This is a genomic window from Pseudonocardia lutea, from assembly GCF_042658055.1.
GTDB lineage: Bacteria > Actinomycetota > Actinomycetes > Mycobacteriales > Pseudonocardiaceae > Pseudonocardia > Pseudonocardia lutea.
In genome coordinates this window covers 1-14,370 of the sequence record NZ_JBHSQK010000124.1, presented here as the reverse complement: position 1 = coordinate 14,370, position 14,370 = coordinate 1, and the positions used below count along the sequence as shown (strand labels likewise).

Sequence of the window (14,370 nt, the reverse complement as noted above, 5' to 3'; positions counted from 1 at the left end):
CGCGGCGTCGAAGGCGACATAGATCATCTCCTTGACCTTCGGCTCCAACGTGCCGGTCTTCCACGGCACCGACGAGAGCTCGACGTACGCCTCGAACAGGTCCGGGGCGAGCTCGAGGATCCCCTCCCAGAACTCGTGCCAGTACCCGCGGTTCGCGGTGAACTCGGCCTTGAGCCGCTCCCGGCGCTCGTCCAGCGGCGCCGGCCCGGTACGCACGCCCTCCTCCTCGAGCACCTCCAGCAGCAGCGGCACCCCGATGTTGCAGGCGTGGATGCCGAGGGTGCTGGTCAGCTCCAGCACCTCCATGATCTCGGCCGGGGTGGCCCCGTGGCGCAGGGCCGCCTCGATGTGCTGACGGATACCGGGCTCGTACAGGTGCGTCGCCGCGGCGTCGGCCGCGATGTACACGAACTCCTTGACCTTGGGCTCGAGGTGCGACGCCCGGGTCCACGGCACCGACGAGAAGTGCAGGTAGGCCTCGAGGAACGCGGGGTCGAGCTCGAGGATCCGCTGCCAGGGCTCGCCCCAGGTGCCGCGGACGGCGACGAACTCGTCCTTGACGCGCTGCTGCTCGGGAGTGAGGGTCTCCGTCCCGGTCACTGGTCCTCCTCCGGCCGCTCGCGCAGCCATCGTGCGATCTCGGTGTGGTCCGCCCCCGGCCCGAGCGTGTCGATCGCGCGGCTCCAGAGGGCGAGGGTGCGCGCGGCGTGCCCGCGCGGCGCGTCGACGGCCTCCGCCAGCCCGAGCGCGATCCGCAGGTCCTTGACCATGAGGCCGGCGGTGAACCCCGAGGCGTACGTGCCGGGCACGATGTGGGTCGGCCACTTGGTCTCGGTCGACCCGCTGCGGCCGCTGGAGCCGTTGATCGCGTCGAGCATGGTCGTCGGGTTCAGACCGAACCGCTCCCCCGCGAGGATCGCCTCCGAGGTGGCCAGCAGGTGCGAGGCGGACAGTAGGTTGTTCAGCGCCTTGACCGCGTGCCCCGCGCCCGTCCCGCCCACGTGCCGGACCCGTCCCATCAGCGCCAGCAGGGGCCTGAGGCGCTCCACGGCGTCGCCCGGGCCGCCGACCATGATCGTCAGCGTGCCGGCCTCGGCCCCCGCGACGCCGCCGGACACCGGGGCGTCGACGAGCGTCGCGCCGCACCCGGCGACCCGCTCCGCCAGCGCCCGCGTGCGCAGCGGCTCCGACGTGCTCATGTCCACCAGCAGGGCGCCGGGCGCGAGGGCGTCGAGCAGGCCGCCGTCGACGACCTTCTCCACCACCCCGGAGTCCGGCAGCATCAGGATCACGACGGGGGAGCCCTCGGCCGCGGCGGCGGCCCTCGGTACCGGGGCCAGGACGTCGGCGAGGCCCTCCGCCACGCCGGACGCGGCGTCGTGCCCGCGCACCGTCACGCCCCCGGCGGCGAGCCGCCGCACCATCGGCGCACCCATCCGGCCCAGCCCGACGAAGCCCACCCGGTCGGTCGCAGGGGCGTCAGGCATGACCGTCCCCGGACGCGTCGACGGACTCGGCTGCGATCTCACGCAGCACCCGCTCGGCCACCCGGAAGGACTCCAACGCGGCGGGCGCCCCGCAGTAGCCCGCGGTCTGGAGCAGCGCCTCCTGGATCTCGGTCTCGGTGCAGCCGTTGGTCACCGCCCCGCGGACGTGCACGGCGAGCTCGTGACCGCGGTTGAGCGCCGTGAGCATCACCAGGTTGAGCAGGCTGCGGGTCCGCCGGTCCAGACCCGGCCGGGCCCACAGCTCGCCCCAGACGTTCTGCGTGACGTACTCCTGGACCGGCCGCGAGAAGTCGCTGACTCCCTGCAGCGAGCGGTCCACGTGTGCGTCGCCGAGCACCTCGCGGCGGATCCCCAGGCCTCGCTCGTACCGGTCGTCCCCGCTGCTCACCGGGCCGCCCCCACTGCCACCGGGTAGTCCTCCTCGGCGACCTCCTCGAGCCACGTCGTGGGCCCGATCGAGAACGCCAGGTGGGTCATCACCGTCTCCGCGGTCCCGCCGTGCCAGTGCTGCTCCCCCGGCGGCACCCACACCACGTCACCGGCGCGGATCACCTGCGGCTGTTCGCCGCGCGGGCAGACCCAGCCCATCCCCGCGGTCACGACGAGCAGCTGGCCGCCGGTGTGGTGGTGCCAGTACGTCCGTGCACCGGGCGTGAAGGTCACCGAGTTCAGCGTGTTGTGCTCGGCCGTCGTGGGCAGCACCGGATCGCCCCAGACCGTCCCGGTGAAGGTCTCGGTCCGGTTCTGGGTCGGTGTGGTGTCAGGGGCTCGGCCCCGAACGATCTGCACTGGTCATCCTTCCTGGTCGTGCACTCGGACACCGCCGGCGACGTCGCCGAGCGCGTCGACGACGCGGTTGCTGATGAGGTCGCCGTAGCCGAGGTTCTCCGCGAGACCGAAGCAACCGAGAGGGCCCGCGGCGTTCAGGGTGGGGACGCCGAGCCGACCGGCCAGGTCGACGTAGAGCGCGACGTCCTTGGTCATCAGCCTGCTCGTCAGCCCGCCCTCGAGGTAGTCGCCGCGGACGATCGCGGGGAACCGGTTCGTGGTCGCGAAGTTGACCCCACTGCTCGAGTTGATCACTTCGAGCAGCTGTGGCAGGTCCAGCCCCGCCTTGCGGCCCGCGACCATCACCTCGGCGGACGCGGCGAGGCTGACCGCGTTGAGGAAGTTGTTGAGCAGTTTGGTGGTGTGCCCGGCACCGGACGGCCCCATGTGGTGCACCGTCGCGGCGATCGGCGCGAGGACGGTCTCCAGCTCGGCGAGCGCGGCCGCGTCCCCGCCCGCCATGATCGTCAGGGTGCCCTTCTCGGCCGCGGCCGCACCCCCGGAGATTCCGGCGTCGAGGTAGCGCACCCCGCGCGTCAGGGCCTCGTCGTGCAGGGTTCGGGTCGACGCCGGGGACGCCGTCGAGAGGTCGACGATCGTGGTGCCCTCGACGGCGACGTCGAGGACCTCCCGCACCACCGGCTCCACGACGTGGCTGTCCGGGAGCGACAGCAGCACGACCCGGGCCCGCCGGGCCACGTCGACCGGGTCCGCGGCCGGCACCGCGACCGCCGCCTCGGCCCGGCCCGCGACCGGGTCGTGCCCGACGACGGTGAACCCGGCGTCGTCGACCCGCCGCGCCATCCGGCCGCCCATGTTACCGAGGCCGATCATCCCGACGGTGTCCACGACCTGCTCCCCTCCCGTGTTCATGCCCGTCCGGGAGTCGGCCGGCCGGTGTCCCACGCGCCCACCCCGCCCGACCGTGCCGGCGCGACCGTCGTCCGTCATCCCGCCCCCTCCCCCGGTGCCACCCGGACGACCAGGTCGGCGAGCTCCGGGGCCAGTCCGGGTACGCGGCCCGGGAACCGCTCGGGGACGACGGCGTCGTGCCCGGCGAGCAGGACGCGGCCGGGGTCCCCGGTCATCTCGCGCAGCAGGTCGAAGCCCCGGTACACGTCGACGAGATCGGCCACGACGAAGAACGGCCGGTCCCGCTCGAGCTCCTCGTAGAAGTGCAGGGCATCGGCGGCGAGCACGACGGCACCGCCGTCCGTCGCGATCTGGGCGACGAGCTGGCCGGGTGTGTGCCCGCCGACCACGACCAGCTCGAAGCCCGGGGCCAGGTCGAGAGTGTCCTCGACCAGCCGGACCCGGCCGTCGTCGGCCGCCTTGGCGAGCAGGCCGAGCTCGTCGGGCTCGGTGGAGTGGGCGAACTGCAGCCTGCCCGCGTAGGGGCCGGTCCAGAACTCCAGCTCGCGCCGGGCCAGCACGATCTCGGCCGCCGGGAAGCGGTCGAGGTTGCCGATGTGGTCGTAGTGGGCGTGGGTGACGACGAGCCGGTCGACGGCCTCCGGCTCGATCCCCAGGCCGCGCAGCGCGTCGACCGGGTCGACCAGCATCGTCCGACGGCGGCGAGCTCCGGCCTCGGCACCGAAGCCGCAGTCGACGACGACGGTCCGGTGCCCGTCGCGGACGACCCAGAAGAAGTAGTCCATCGGCAGCTCGGAGTCGGGCTCGCCGTAGACGTGGTGGTTGAGGAACGTCTCCGATCGGCGCGCGATCCGCGTGCCGTAGCGGACCGCGAGGACCTCGTGCGCCATCACGCCGCACTCGTGAAGTCGACGTCCTTGGTCTCCGGGCCGGCCGCCGCGCCGACCGCGCCGAGGACGCCGCCGATCCCCAGCAGGAGCGCCGCGGAGACCGCCGCGGAGACGACCTGGTTCAGGCCCGCGTAGAAGAACGCGTAGAAGGACGGGATGATCACCGACGCGCTGAACCCGAGGCCGAACGCCGAGGCACGGACGTCGGTGTGGAAGCGCTCGTTGATGTAGGGCAGGACGACGCCCCACGGCGCCGTGACGAGCACGGAGAACACGCAGACCAGGAACACGATCGTGCCGAACGAGAGGTGGCTCCCGTTCATCAGCACCGCCATCAGCGTGGACCCCCCGATCGCGATGAGCCCGCCGAGGACGATGAAGAAGGTCCGGCGACCGATGCGCTGCGCGATCAGGCCGGAGCCGATGTAGCTGACGACCAGGCAGGCGTAGGCGATCAGCAGCGCGGTCGTGAGCTGGCTGCCGCTGAGCTGCAGCACGGTGTGCAGCACGGTGGTCGGCAGGAACAGGGTGACCATGTTCTGGGTCAGCCAGAACCCGGTCATCATGGCGAACACCTGCAGGAAGCTGCGCCCGCTCGCACCGGAGAACAGGTTCTTCAGCGGTGCGGACTTCTTCTCCGACGCCTCCCAGATCTCGGACTCGGAGACCCAGCGCACGTAGTAGAGCACCAGCACACCGGCCAGGAGCGCGCCGAGGACGAACGGGACGCGCCAGCCCCACACCGCGTAGGGCGAGTCGGGGCCGGCCAGGGGGAAGAGCGCGAAGGAGGCCATCCCGACCAGGTTGATCACGATGTAGGCCAGCGGGAAGGCGGCGAGGATGACGCCGCCGAGCAGGCCGCGCTTGTGTTTCGGCGAGTACTCCATCGCCAGCGGCAGCGCGCCGGTGTACCCGCCGCCGAGGCAGATCCCGTCGAGGAAGCGGAGCAGGATCAGCAGCCAGTAGGACGCGATCCCGATCGTGGCGTAGCCCGGGATGAACGCGATGAGCAGGGTGATCACGCCGAAGCCGCCGACCGAGGTGATGGTGGCGCGGCGCCGTCCCACCCGGTCCGCGAGCCCCCCGAAGATCGCGGCCCCGACGGGCCGGCCGATGAGCGTCGTGGCGAACACGAGCGAGGTCAGGATCGCGGAGAGCCCGGGGGACATCCCCGCCGGCTGGAAGTAGATCAGGGCCGGGGTGAGGACCACCGTCGGCAGATAGATGTCGAACATGTCGACGAACTCGGCGAAGAACGCCCCGCGGATCGCGGAGCGCCGCTTCGCCGCCCGTTCGGGGGTCTCGACGTCGTCGGGGTACCCGGGCTGAACAGCCCTGCCGGTGTCACTCTCACTGCCCGTCATCGCGCAGTCCCATCTCGTCGCACCAGTGCGGTTGGCACTACTCGATCGTCATATCGTCTGACAATCTGGCCGCCGACCGTAGCCGCCGGCCTGCGGGGCAGTCAACGGCTGCTCGTCCGATCGGTGCCGGCCCGAGGCGAAGGTTTCCCTGGATTGTCAGACGAGCTTACGATCAGAACGGGACTGACCTGCGCGACCACGGGTCGTCGCGTTCGACATGCCCTGGCACGGTCGCTCCGATCCGCCCACGGACCGGCGGAGCCGGCGCGATCGCGCTCTACCTGGCGAGCACGTGCGGCGGGCGGTGGGCGGCGGTGCGCGCCCTGGAGGGCGGACTCGGCAACCCCGGGCGGTTCGCCGAGTGGACGAACCGGGCCGACGTCGACCACTCCGGCTTCCTCACCAGCTGATCGCGCCCGGGAGCCCCACGGGGCCGCGCGAGCAGACCCTGTGGGGCTACGCCCAGTCCGGGCCGGGCGTCTACCAGGGTGACACGCACTTCTCCTCGCGCGACCTGCCGCGCCACACCGACGATCTCGGTCCGGCCGGCTGCCCGCTCTCCGTGTTCAGCGGCGAGTACGACTACTCGGCGACGACCGAGATGAGCCGTGCCGCCGCGGAGAAGCTGGGCGGCGAGCTCGTCGTCATGCCCGGGCGCGGGCACTTCCCCATGTCCGAGGATCCGGAGGGGTTCGCCGAGCACCTCCGCCCGGTCCTGGACCGGATCCGGGCCGGCGAACCCGCCCGGACCCCGTTCAGCGCTTGACGGCGAGCACCGGGACGTCGGCCTCCAGCAGCAGACGCTGGGAGAGGCTGCCAAGCAGGGCCTTGCCGATCGGGGTGCGCTTCTTCATCCCGATCACCAGCAGGTCGACCTTGCCCTCGTACTCGTCGAGGGCGGCGAGGACGCAGTCGGCGAGGTCGGCGTGTCCGGTGCGCTCCCGAACGGTGACGGGGAGGTCGCTCGGCATCCCGACGACGTCGAGCGGGTCGAGCGCGAGGTTCAGCACCACCAGGTCCGTCTCGCGCCGCCGCGCCTCGTCGATCGCCGCCGACAGCGCCGTGCGCCCCTCGGGCGAGTCCGGCACCGCCACCATCACCGTCACCGCGTCACCTCCGCCGTCGCCGATGCCGGGTCACCGGCCCGCTTGAACTCGCGCTCGAGCTGCTCCAGCGTCCGCCCCTTGGTCTCCGGCACGATCGCCCTGGCCACCAGCATGGCGCACACGCCCAGGCCGGCGAAGAGGAAGAAGGTCGCGGAGATCCCGATGCCTGCCACCAGGATCGGGAAGAGCAGGCCGACCAGGAAGTTCACGATCCACAGCATCAGGCCGCACACGCCCATGCCGAGGCCGCGGAGCTTCAGCGGGAAGATCTCCGACAGCATCAGCCAGGTCACCGGCGAGATCGCGCCCTGCTGGAAGGCCAGGAAGGTCACGGTCAGCCCCAGCACGACGGACGCGCGACCGACGCCCTCGGGCAGCACCAGCGAGAGCACGCCGACGAGCAGCAGCGCGCAGAAGGTGCCGATCTGCCCGACGACGAGCATCGGCCGCCGCGGGACCCGCCCGAGCAGCCAGATGCCGACGAACGTGGCCAGCACCGAGATCACACCGTTGGCGATGTTCGCGATCAGCGCTCCGTCCCGGTCGAAGCCGGACTCGGTGAGGATCTGCGTGCCGTAGTACATGATCGAGTTGACGCCGGTGATCTGCTGCATGACGGCGATCGCCAGCCCGACGACCACGATCCGGCGGATCCACGGCACGGCCAGGTCGCGCCAGCCGGCCGTCTGCGCGGCCCGGTCCTCCTCGGCCAGCGCGCGGACCTCGGCGAGCTCGGCCTCGGCCCGCTTCGCGTCCCGCACCTGCTGCAGCACCGCGAGCGCCTCGCCGAACCGGCCGCGCGAGGCCAGCCAGCGCGGGCTCTCCGGCATCGCGAGCATGCCGACCCAGAGCGCGACCGCGGGCAGGGTGGCGATCACCAGCATCCAGCGCCAGACGCCGCCGGCCTCGCCCCAGATCCCGCCGATGACGGCGTTGCAGAGGAACGCGAGCAGCTGGCCGCTGACGATCATGAGCTCGTTCTGCGTGACGAGCCGGCCGCGCCGCTCGGCGGGCGAGACCTCGGACAGGTACGCGATCACCGTGACGGACGCGCCGCCGACGGCGAGGCCCAGCACCACCCGGCCGAGCACCATGAGGGCGACACCCGGCGCGAACGTGCAGATCAGGGTGCCGACGGCGAACAGCACCGCCAGCCAGAGGATCATGGTGCGCCGGCCGCGCCGGTCGGAGATGCGCCCGCCGAGGAAGGCGCCGAAGGCCGCGCCGAGCAGCAGCGAGCTCGTGACGACACCCTCGGTGGCCGGGGTCAGACCGAGGTCGTCGGTCATGTACGGCAGGGCGCCGTTGATCACGCCGGTGTCGTAGCCGAAGAGCAGGCCACCGAAGGTGGCGACGACCGTGAGGAGCTTCAACCGGCGGGTGTGCGGGCCGGGGGTCGACGGCGTCGTGCCGGACTGCACGGCGTCGTGCGTGTCGTGGGACAAAACGATCCTTCACGAGGGGACGGTGCCGCGAGGGGCTCCGGCCCCTCGCGGCCGGACGGTCAGACGGTCAGGCGGTCGGCGCCGAAGTGCTTGTCGATCAGGGCGGTGGCCTTCTCGCGCTGCCGCACGCTGATGCCCTCGGCGTCCTCCTCCCAGCCGAACACGCAGGAGGAGACCACGCCGTCGAACCCGACCGAGGCCAGCGCGGCGAACACCGCGTCGAAGTCGACCTCGCCGCGGCCGAGCTCGGCGTGCTGGTGCACCCGCGCGGTCGACCCGGGCGGGTTGACGATGTAGCGCAACCCGTTCGACGCGGTGTGGTCCAGGGTGTCGGCCAGGTGCACGTAGGTGACCTTCTCCGCGGCCCGGGCGATGATCCCGGCCGGGTCTCCGCCGGGGCCGCCCTGGTGGAAGGTGTGCGGGGTGCAGTACAGGAACGAGATCCAGTCCTTGTTGAGCCCGCGGACCAGGTCGACGGCGGCGTGGCCGTCCTCGATGAAGTCGTCCGGGTGCGGCTCGAGCACCAGCTTGACGCCTTCGCGCTCGAAGACCGGGATCAGCTCGTCGAGCGAGCGCAGGAACTGGGCCTCGGCGAACTCCGCGCCCTCCGGGCGGCCGTTGAACTCGGAGTTCATCGTCTCCACGCCGAGGTCGACGGTGATCTGGATGGCCCGCGTCCAGGCCCGCACCGCGGCCTGGCGCTCCTCCTCGCCGGGCCCCGACCAGCGCAGCACCGGCAGCACCGAGGCGATCCCCACCCCGGCGTCCGCCGCGCGCTTGCGCAGCCTGGCCACCCCGGCGTCGTCCACCCGCGGATGGCCGAAGAAGGGGATGAAGTCCGCCTTGGGCGAGAGCTCCATCCAGCGGTAGCCCATCTTCGCCACGACGTCGGGCAGCTCGTGGACCGCGTGCGTGGCATAGAACATCTGCGGGTCGAGGGCGAGCTTCACGGGCGCGCCTCCAGCTTCACCTCGGTGCGCCGGCCGGTGCGGACCGCCTCGACGCCCGCCTCGCAGACGGCGGCCGCGGCGTAGCCGTCCCAGGCGCCGGCGCCGTCGATCGTGCCGCGGCGGGCGGCGTCGACCCAGCGCTGCATCTGCGTGTCGTAGGCCTGCCCGAAGCGGACCACGAAGTCCGGGGCGATGGTGCCGCCCCAGCGCCCGGCCTGCTTGACCACCAGGTTCTGGTCGAGCCCGATCGTCGCGCTGCCCTTCTCGGCGACGAGCTCGGTGCGGACCTCGTAGGCGACCTGGGTGCGCACGAAGCTCTCGACGGTCACCAGCCGGCCGGACTCGGTCTCGAACAGCACGAGCATCGGGTCCGAGACGCCCTCCGGCGCCACCGACGTCGCCGCGCCGCGCAGCACGGTGACCGCGACGACCTCCTCGCCGAGCAGGAAGCGGGTGCAGTCCGCCTCGTGCACCACCGAGTCGGCCATGGCCATCTCGGAGTTGAAGGAGTCGGGCACGGTCGGGTTGCGGTGCGTGCAGTGCAACATCAGCGGAGCACCCACCGAGCCGCTCGCGATCAGCTCGCGCAGCGCGACGTACTCGGTGTCGAAGCGCCGCATGAAGCCGACCTGGATCAGCTCGCGGCCGCTCTCGGCCTGTGCCCTGACGACCTCGTAGGACGAGGGGCCGTCCATGGTCAGCGGCTTCTCGCAGAGCACCGGGACACCGCGCTCGAGGCAGGCCAGGACCTGCTTCTCGTGGGCGAAGCCGGGGCTGGCCAGCACGACGGCGTCGACGTCGTCGGCCCCGATGGCCTCGAACGGGTCGGCCACGGTCCGGGCGCCGATCGGGCCGGCCACCTTCTCCGCCTGCTCCGGGGAGAAGTCGTTGACCACGGTCACCCGGGCACCGCGGACGCGGCGGGTCAGGCTGTCGACGTGGAAGGAGCCCATCTTCCCCACGCCGACCACGGCGACGCGCAGATCGTCGGACATGAACATTCCTCTCAGGCCTTCGGGGTGCCGATGTCGAGCCGGCCCGAGCAGCCGGCGAGGTAGGTGTGCGTGCGCCGCGCGATGGGCAGCGGGTGGTCCGGCGGACAGGGGTACATGTCCTGCTCGACGATGGCGTAGATGTCGCGGTCGAGCTCCTCGACGGCGGCGAGCAGCTCGCGCATGTCCGGCACGCCCAGCGGCGGCTCGACCATCGCGCCGAGCTGCACGGCGTCGGGGAAGGGGATGTCCTCGGCCTCGACGCGGGCGATCACGGCGGGGTCGACCTGCTTGAGGTGCAGGTAGCCGATGCGCTCCGGGTACTTCTTGATCAGTCCGACGTTGTCGCCGCCGTAGTACGAGACGTGGCCGGTGTCGAGGCAGAGGTTCACGTACTCGGGGTTCGTGTGCTCCAGGAACCGCTCGATCTCGTGCTGGTGGCCGACGTGGCTGTCCGCGTGGCTGTGGAACTGGACGCGCAGCCCGTACTCCTCGAGGATCCGGCGACCCAGCTCGTCCATGCCGGTGGTCAGCAGCCCCCACCGCTCGTCGGACAGGACGCGGTCCTCCAGCGGGGCACCGGTCTTGTGGTCGCGCCAGGTGTCCGGGATGACCACGATGTGCTCGCCGCCGACCGCGGCGGTCAGCGAGGCGACGTCCGTGACCTGCTTCCAGACGTCCTCCCAGGAGTCCGGCCGGTGCAGGTGCTCGAACACGGTGCCGGCACTGACCTTGAGGCCGTGCTTCTCCAGCTGGTCCCGCAGCGCGTTCGGGTCCGTCGGCAGGTAGCCGTAGGGGCCGATCTCGATCCACTCGTAGCCGGCGCCGGACACCTCGGAGAGGAACCGGTCGGCGGGGGTCTGCGCGGGATCCGACGGGAACCACACGCCCCACGAGTCGGGGGCGGAGCCGATCCGGATCGTCGATGAAGGGGCCACGCTGCTGTCTCCCGGTCCTCGGTGCCGTGGTGCGCGGGGCGCCCGTGGACGGACACCCTCGTCGTGCTGACTAGAGCGCTCTAGTCGCTCCGTGGCACACTATGGTGACCGCAAGGTGTGTATGTCAAGACATAGGCGAGAACACTCCGCGCCGTGCTCTCCACCCCGCCCGAGACCCCCTTATGACCCGCCCATGACCTGCAAGGATGCCGCCATGGCCACGCCCCTCCCGCCGCGCCGCCGGCCGACGATGGTCGACGTCGCCGCCCGCGCGGGCGTCTCGCGCGCGCTGGTCTCCCTCGTCTTCCGCGACCAGCCCGGCGCCTCGGCCGAGACGCGCGCCCGCGTGCTGGCCGCGGCCGAGGAGCTCGGCTACCGCCCGGACAGCGCCGCCCGGCTGCTCGCCCGCGGCCGCAGCCGGACCCTCGGCGTGCTGATGACCGTGCGCGAGCCGTTCGAGGCCGACCTCGTCGAGGCGATCTACCCGGAGGCCGAGCGGCTGGGCTACGAGGTGCTGCTCTCCGCGCGCACCCCCGGCCGGGACGAGGCGACCGCGGTCGAGGGCCTGCTCGCGCACCGGTGCGAGGCGATCGTCCTGCTCGGACCGGACGTGGACGACGCCTTCCTCGCGGAGTTGGGCGATCGCACCGTCGGCGTGGTGGTGGGACGGGCCGCGCCGGGGCTCGACAGCGTGCACAGCGCCGACGCCGACGGGGTGCGGCAGGCCGTCGACCATCTGACCGGCCTGGGGCACCGGGAGATCGTGCACGTCGACGGCGGCACCGGGCCCAACGCCGCCGCCCGCCGCACCGGCTACCTCGAGGCCATGGCGGCGCACGGCCTCGCCGACCGCGCGCGGGTGCTGCCCGGGGCCTACCACGAGGACGCCGGCATCGCCGCCGCGCACGCCCTGCTGGCCGAGCCGGTGCTGCCGACCGCCGTGGTCGCGGCCAACGACCGGTGCGCGCTCGGGCTGCTGGACACCCTGCGCCGCGGCGGGACCGACGTGCCGGGCCGGGTCTCGGTGGTGGGCTACAACGACGACCGGCTCGCCCGGCTCTCCCACGTCGACCTCACCACGGTCCGGCAGGACGCGGGCCTGCTCGCCCGGCACGCCGTCCGGGCCGCCGCCGCCCGGCTCGACGACCCCGACCGCGCCCCGGGCGAGACCGTGCTGACCCCCGAGCTGGTCGTCCGGGGCACCACCGCTCCCCCCGTGCGCGCCGACCGCCGCTGAGGCCGCGCAGCCCGGGCTGCGCGTTCCTGCGGAAGGCCCCACCCCGGATCCGGGGGCCGGCCGGCTGCCCCCGCGCGCCCCGCCGTCGAAGGATCGGGGCATGGCCGCACCCACCGCGTCCCCGGTCCCGCCCGCCGCACGACCTCTCCGGCGCCGCCCGTGGATCCTCCCGCTCGGGCTCCTGGCGGTCCTCTTCCTCGTCACCGCGCTGCCGCCGTACGTCGGGCTCGACCCCGCCCGCTCGCGCGTCCCGCCCCAGCCCGACCTGCCGCACTTCTACCCGATGCTGGTGGCGCACATCGCCTTCGGCACGGTCGCGCTGCTGACCAGCGTGCTGCAGGTCTGGCCCTGGCTGCGCCGCACGCACCCGCGGGTGCACCGGTGGAGCGGGCGGCTGTACCTGTTCGCCGGCGTGCTGCCGGGTGGGCTGGCGGTCCTCACGGTCGCGCCGTTCGGACAGCTGGGCCCGGTCCAGCAGGCGGGCAACACCGCGCTCGGCCTGCTGTGGCTGGTCACCGGGGTACTCGGTCACCGGGCGGCCCGGCAGCGCCGGTTCGCACAGCACCGGGCGTGGATGGTGCGCAGCGTGGCCCTGACGTGGTCCATCGTCGCGAACCGTGTGTGGTCGCCGATCTGCCTTGCGGTGTACGCCCCCGGCGCCCTGTCGGGCGCCGAGGTTGCACCCTCGGTGATCGCGCAGGCCGTCGGTGTCTCCGTCTGGGCGAGCTGGGTGGTGAACCTGATCGTGGCGGAGTGGTGGCTGGCAGGATCGGCCGGGTGGACGGCACGACGGGTCCGAAAGGAACACCCGGTACGGCAGGACCTCGGCCGGCGACGATGAGCGACGTCGCCCGGCAGGCCGGGGTGTCCAGGGCCACGGCGTCCTACGTGCTGAACCGGACCCCGGGCGCCCGGATCCCGGAGCAGACGCGCGCCAAGGTGCTCGCCGCCGCGGAAGCGCTGCGGTACGTCCCGCACGTCAGCGCGCGGTCCCTGCGGCGCGGGCGCAGCGACCTCGTCGTCGGGCACGTCGACGGCACCTCGATCCTCGGCGACCGGCTGCCCTTCTTCGGGCTGGTGCAGGTGGCGTCGGAGGTGCGGAAGGCCGGCTACACCTTCCTCATCCACGGCGACCCGACGGTCAGCGGGCTCGCCGCGGCCCGGGCCTGGCTGGCGCTGCGGCCGGCGGCCGTGGTCGCCACGCTCGACCGGTTCACCGAGGAGAGCGTCGCGATGCTCGCCGGGGCCGGCACGGTGCCGGTCGCGCTCGGCCGCCGGTCGTCGGAGCTCACCGCGACCGTCGTGCTCGACGACGGCGAGCTCGGCCGGGCCGCCGCCGGCCGCCTCGCCGACCGGGGCCGCCGGAGGGTCGCGGTTCTCGGGTCGCACGAGGACCGCGCCTCGGACCCCGTGCTGGGCAACCGGATCGCCGAGGCCCTGGCCACCGCCCGCCACCGCGGACTGGAGGCCCGGTACGTCCCGATGCGGCCGGAGGTCGACGCCGCCGCCCGGGTGGTCGCGGAGTGGCGGCGGGGCTGGATGCCCGACGGCGTCGTCGGGCCCACCGACCGGCACGCCGGGCTGCTGCTCGGCGCCCTCACCGACGCCGGGATCGCCGTGCCCGGGCGGGTCGCGGTCGTCGGGATGGACGACGACCCCTTCTGCGACCTGCTCCGCCCGCGGCTGACCTCGGTCCGCGCCGACCTCACCGGCGGCGACACGCCGCTGGCGGGGGTCGTGCTCGCCGCCATCGAGGGCCGCTGGGACCCGGGCGACGCGGTCCGCCGCTTCCCCGCCCACGTCGTGGTGCGGGACAGCGCCTGACGGGCACCGGTGCCCGGACTGACGACGGGCCGGAGCGGGAACCCGGGGCGGAACGGCGCCGGAAGGAGCGATCGACATGATGACGGTGATCACCGAGATCACGCTGAAGCGTGGGTCCGAGCCGGAGTGGGACGCCGCGATGCGGGACCGGCTCGCGGCCGCGCGCGGGCGGTCCGGCTGGGTCGGCGGGCAGCTGCTCATCCCGCTCGACGGCCAGAACAAGCGGATCGTCGTCGGCACCTGGCAGAGCCGGGCGGACTGGCAGGCGTGGCACGAGGACGAGGCCTTCGCCGAGACCCGCACCCGGATGGAGGGCCTACAGGAGGGCGACAGCGAGCTGACCTGGCACGAGGTCGTGGTCGACTCCCGCGGCGAGGACTAGACCGTATGAGGGGCCGGCGCCTCGCTCGTAAGT

At 73.0% G+C, this 14,370-nt stretch carries 17 protein-coding genes; 5 read left to right on the top strand and 12 right to left on the bottom strand.

Translation table 11 applies throughout. The features are described from left to right. The 7 genes from ACFQH9_RS31435 to ACFQH9_RS31405 form a co-directional block, all read right to left on the bottom strand. A partial coding sequence (locus ACFQH9_RS31435; RefSeq protein ID WP_379571989.1) for a carboxymuconolactone decarboxylase family protein occupies window positions 1-600 on the bottom strand: 600 nt, incomplete at its 3' end. Further along, on the bottom strand, window positions 597-1,487 hold the full coding sequence (locus ACFQH9_RS31430) for an NAD(P)-dependent oxidoreductase (RefSeq protein ID WP_379571987.1): 891 nt from the start codon (window positions 1,485-1,487) through the stop codon (window positions 597-599). The genes ACFQH9_RS31430 and ACFQH9_RS31435, both read right to left, overlap by 4 nt. Beyond that, window positions 1,480-1,896 (bottom strand): carboxymuconolactone decarboxylase family protein, encoded by a 417-nt coding sequence (locus ACFQH9_RS31425; protein WP_379571985.1) that lies wholly within the window; start codon window positions 1,894-1,896, stop codon window positions 1,480-1,482. Before ACFQH9_RS31425 ends, ACFQH9_RS31430 begins: the two co-directional genes overlap by 8 nt. Next, a complete protein-coding gene (locus tag ACFQH9_RS31420; RefSeq protein WP_379571983.1) occupies window positions 1,893-2,297 on the bottom strand; it encodes a cupin domain-containing protein in 405 nt (134 codons plus the stop codon). The genes ACFQH9_RS31425 and ACFQH9_RS31420 overlap by 4 nt, the downstream gene beginning before the upstream one ends. 3 nt (window positions 2,298-2,300) lie before the next feature. After that, the gene (locus tag ACFQH9_RS31415; protein WP_379571981.1) at window positions 2,301-3,209 is read right to left on the bottom strand and encodes an NAD(P)-dependent oxidoreductase; all 909 of its coding nucleotides are present in this window, start codon (window positions 3,207-3,209) and stop codon (window positions 2,301-2,303) included. 74 nt (window positions 3,210-3,283) lie between these two features. Next, window positions 3,284-4,099, bottom strand: coding sequence for an N-acyl homoserine lactonase family protein (locus ACFQH9_RS31410; protein ID WP_379571993.1), 816 nt, complete (start codon window positions 4,097-4,099; stop codon window positions 3,284-3,286). Beyond that, window positions 4,099-5,463: an MFS transporter gene (locus ACFQH9_RS31405; RefSeq protein WP_379571979.1), complete on the bottom strand. Its 1,365-nt coding sequence runs from the start codon at window positions 5,461-5,463 to the stop codon at window positions 4,099-4,101. The genes ACFQH9_RS31410 and ACFQH9_RS31405 overlap by 1 nt, the downstream gene beginning before the upstream one ends. Before the next feature lie 361 nt (window positions 5,464-5,824). Between ACFQH9_RS31405 and ACFQH9_RS31400 the strand changes: the two genes are divergently transcribed. Continuing rightward, complete coding sequence (locus ACFQH9_RS31400) at window positions 5,825-6,229, top strand: alpha/beta fold hydrolase (RefSeq protein ID WP_379571977.1); 405 nt, start codon at window positions 5,825-5,827, stop codon at window positions 6,227-6,229. Here the strand turns inward: ACFQH9_RS31400 and ACFQH9_RS31395 are convergent. From ACFQH9_RS31395 to ACFQH9_RS31375, 5 genes are read right to left on the bottom strand one after another with little or no spacing between them, the layout of a single operon-like run. Then, entirely contained in the window at window positions 6,219-6,560 is a 342-nt protein-coding gene (locus tag ACFQH9_RS31395) for a universal stress protein (RefSeq protein WP_379571991.1), read from the bottom strand. The genes ACFQH9_RS31400 and ACFQH9_RS31395 overlap by 11 nt on opposite strands. A 5-nt stretch (window positions 6,561-6,565) precedes the next feature. After that, complete coding sequence (locus ACFQH9_RS31390; RefSeq protein WP_379571975.1) at window positions 6,566-8,014, bottom strand: sugar porter family MFS transporter; 1,449 nt, start codon at window positions 8,012-8,014, stop codon at window positions 6,566-6,568. Window positions 8,015-8,073: 59 nt separating this feature from the next. After that, the gene (locus tag ACFQH9_RS31385) at window positions 8,074-8,964 is read right to left on the bottom strand and encodes a sugar phosphate isomerase/epimerase family protein (protein WP_379571973.1); all 891 of its coding nucleotides are present in this window, start codon (window positions 8,962-8,964) and stop codon (window positions 8,074-8,076) included. Next, on the bottom strand, window positions 8,961-9,959 hold the full coding sequence (locus tag ACFQH9_RS31380) for a Gfo/Idh/MocA family protein (protein ID WP_379571971.1): 999 nt from the start codon (window positions 9,957-9,959) through the stop codon (window positions 8,961-8,963). The genes ACFQH9_RS31385 and ACFQH9_RS31380 overlap by 4 nt, the downstream gene beginning before the upstream one ends. An 11-nt stretch (window positions 9,960-9,970) precedes the next feature. After that, window positions 9,971-10,894 carry a sugar phosphate isomerase/epimerase family protein gene (locus tag ACFQH9_RS31375; RefSeq protein ID WP_379571969.1) on the bottom strand — a complete coding sequence of 308 codons (924 nt, stop codon included), beginning with the start codon at window positions 10,892-10,894 and terminating at the stop codon, window positions 9,971-9,973. Window positions 10,895-11,108: 214 nt separating this feature from the next. Here ACFQH9_RS31375 and ACFQH9_RS31370 point away from each other — a divergent pair, with 214 nt between their 5' ends. The 4 genes from ACFQH9_RS31370 to ACFQH9_RS31355 all read left to right on the top strand — a co-directional run bounded on the left by ACFQH9_RS31370 (window position 11,109) and on the right by ACFQH9_RS31355 (window position 14,337). Continuing rightward, on the top strand, window positions 11,109-12,131 hold the full coding sequence (locus ACFQH9_RS31370) for a LacI family DNA-binding transcriptional regulator (protein ID WP_379571967.1): 1,023 nt from the start codon (window positions 11,109-11,111) through the stop codon (window positions 12,129-12,131). Window positions 12,132-12,231: 100 nt separating this feature from the next. Then, entirely contained in the window at window positions 12,232-12,972 is a 741-nt protein-coding gene (locus ACFQH9_RS31365; protein WP_379571965.1) for a DUF2306 domain-containing protein, read from the top strand. Beyond that, complete coding sequence (locus ACFQH9_RS31360) at window positions 12,969-13,955, top strand: LacI family DNA-binding transcriptional regulator (protein WP_379571963.1); 987 nt, start codon at window positions 12,969-12,971, stop codon at window positions 13,953-13,955. Before ACFQH9_RS31365 ends, ACFQH9_RS31360 begins: the two co-directional genes overlap by 4 nt. Before the next feature lie 76 nt (window positions 13,956-14,031). Beyond that, a complete protein-coding gene (locus ACFQH9_RS31355; RefSeq protein WP_379571961.1) occupies window positions 14,032-14,337 on the top strand; it encodes an antibiotic biosynthesis monooxygenase family protein in 306 nt (101 codons plus the stop codon). The last annotated feature ends 33 nt before the right edge of the window (window positions 14,338-14,370 follow it).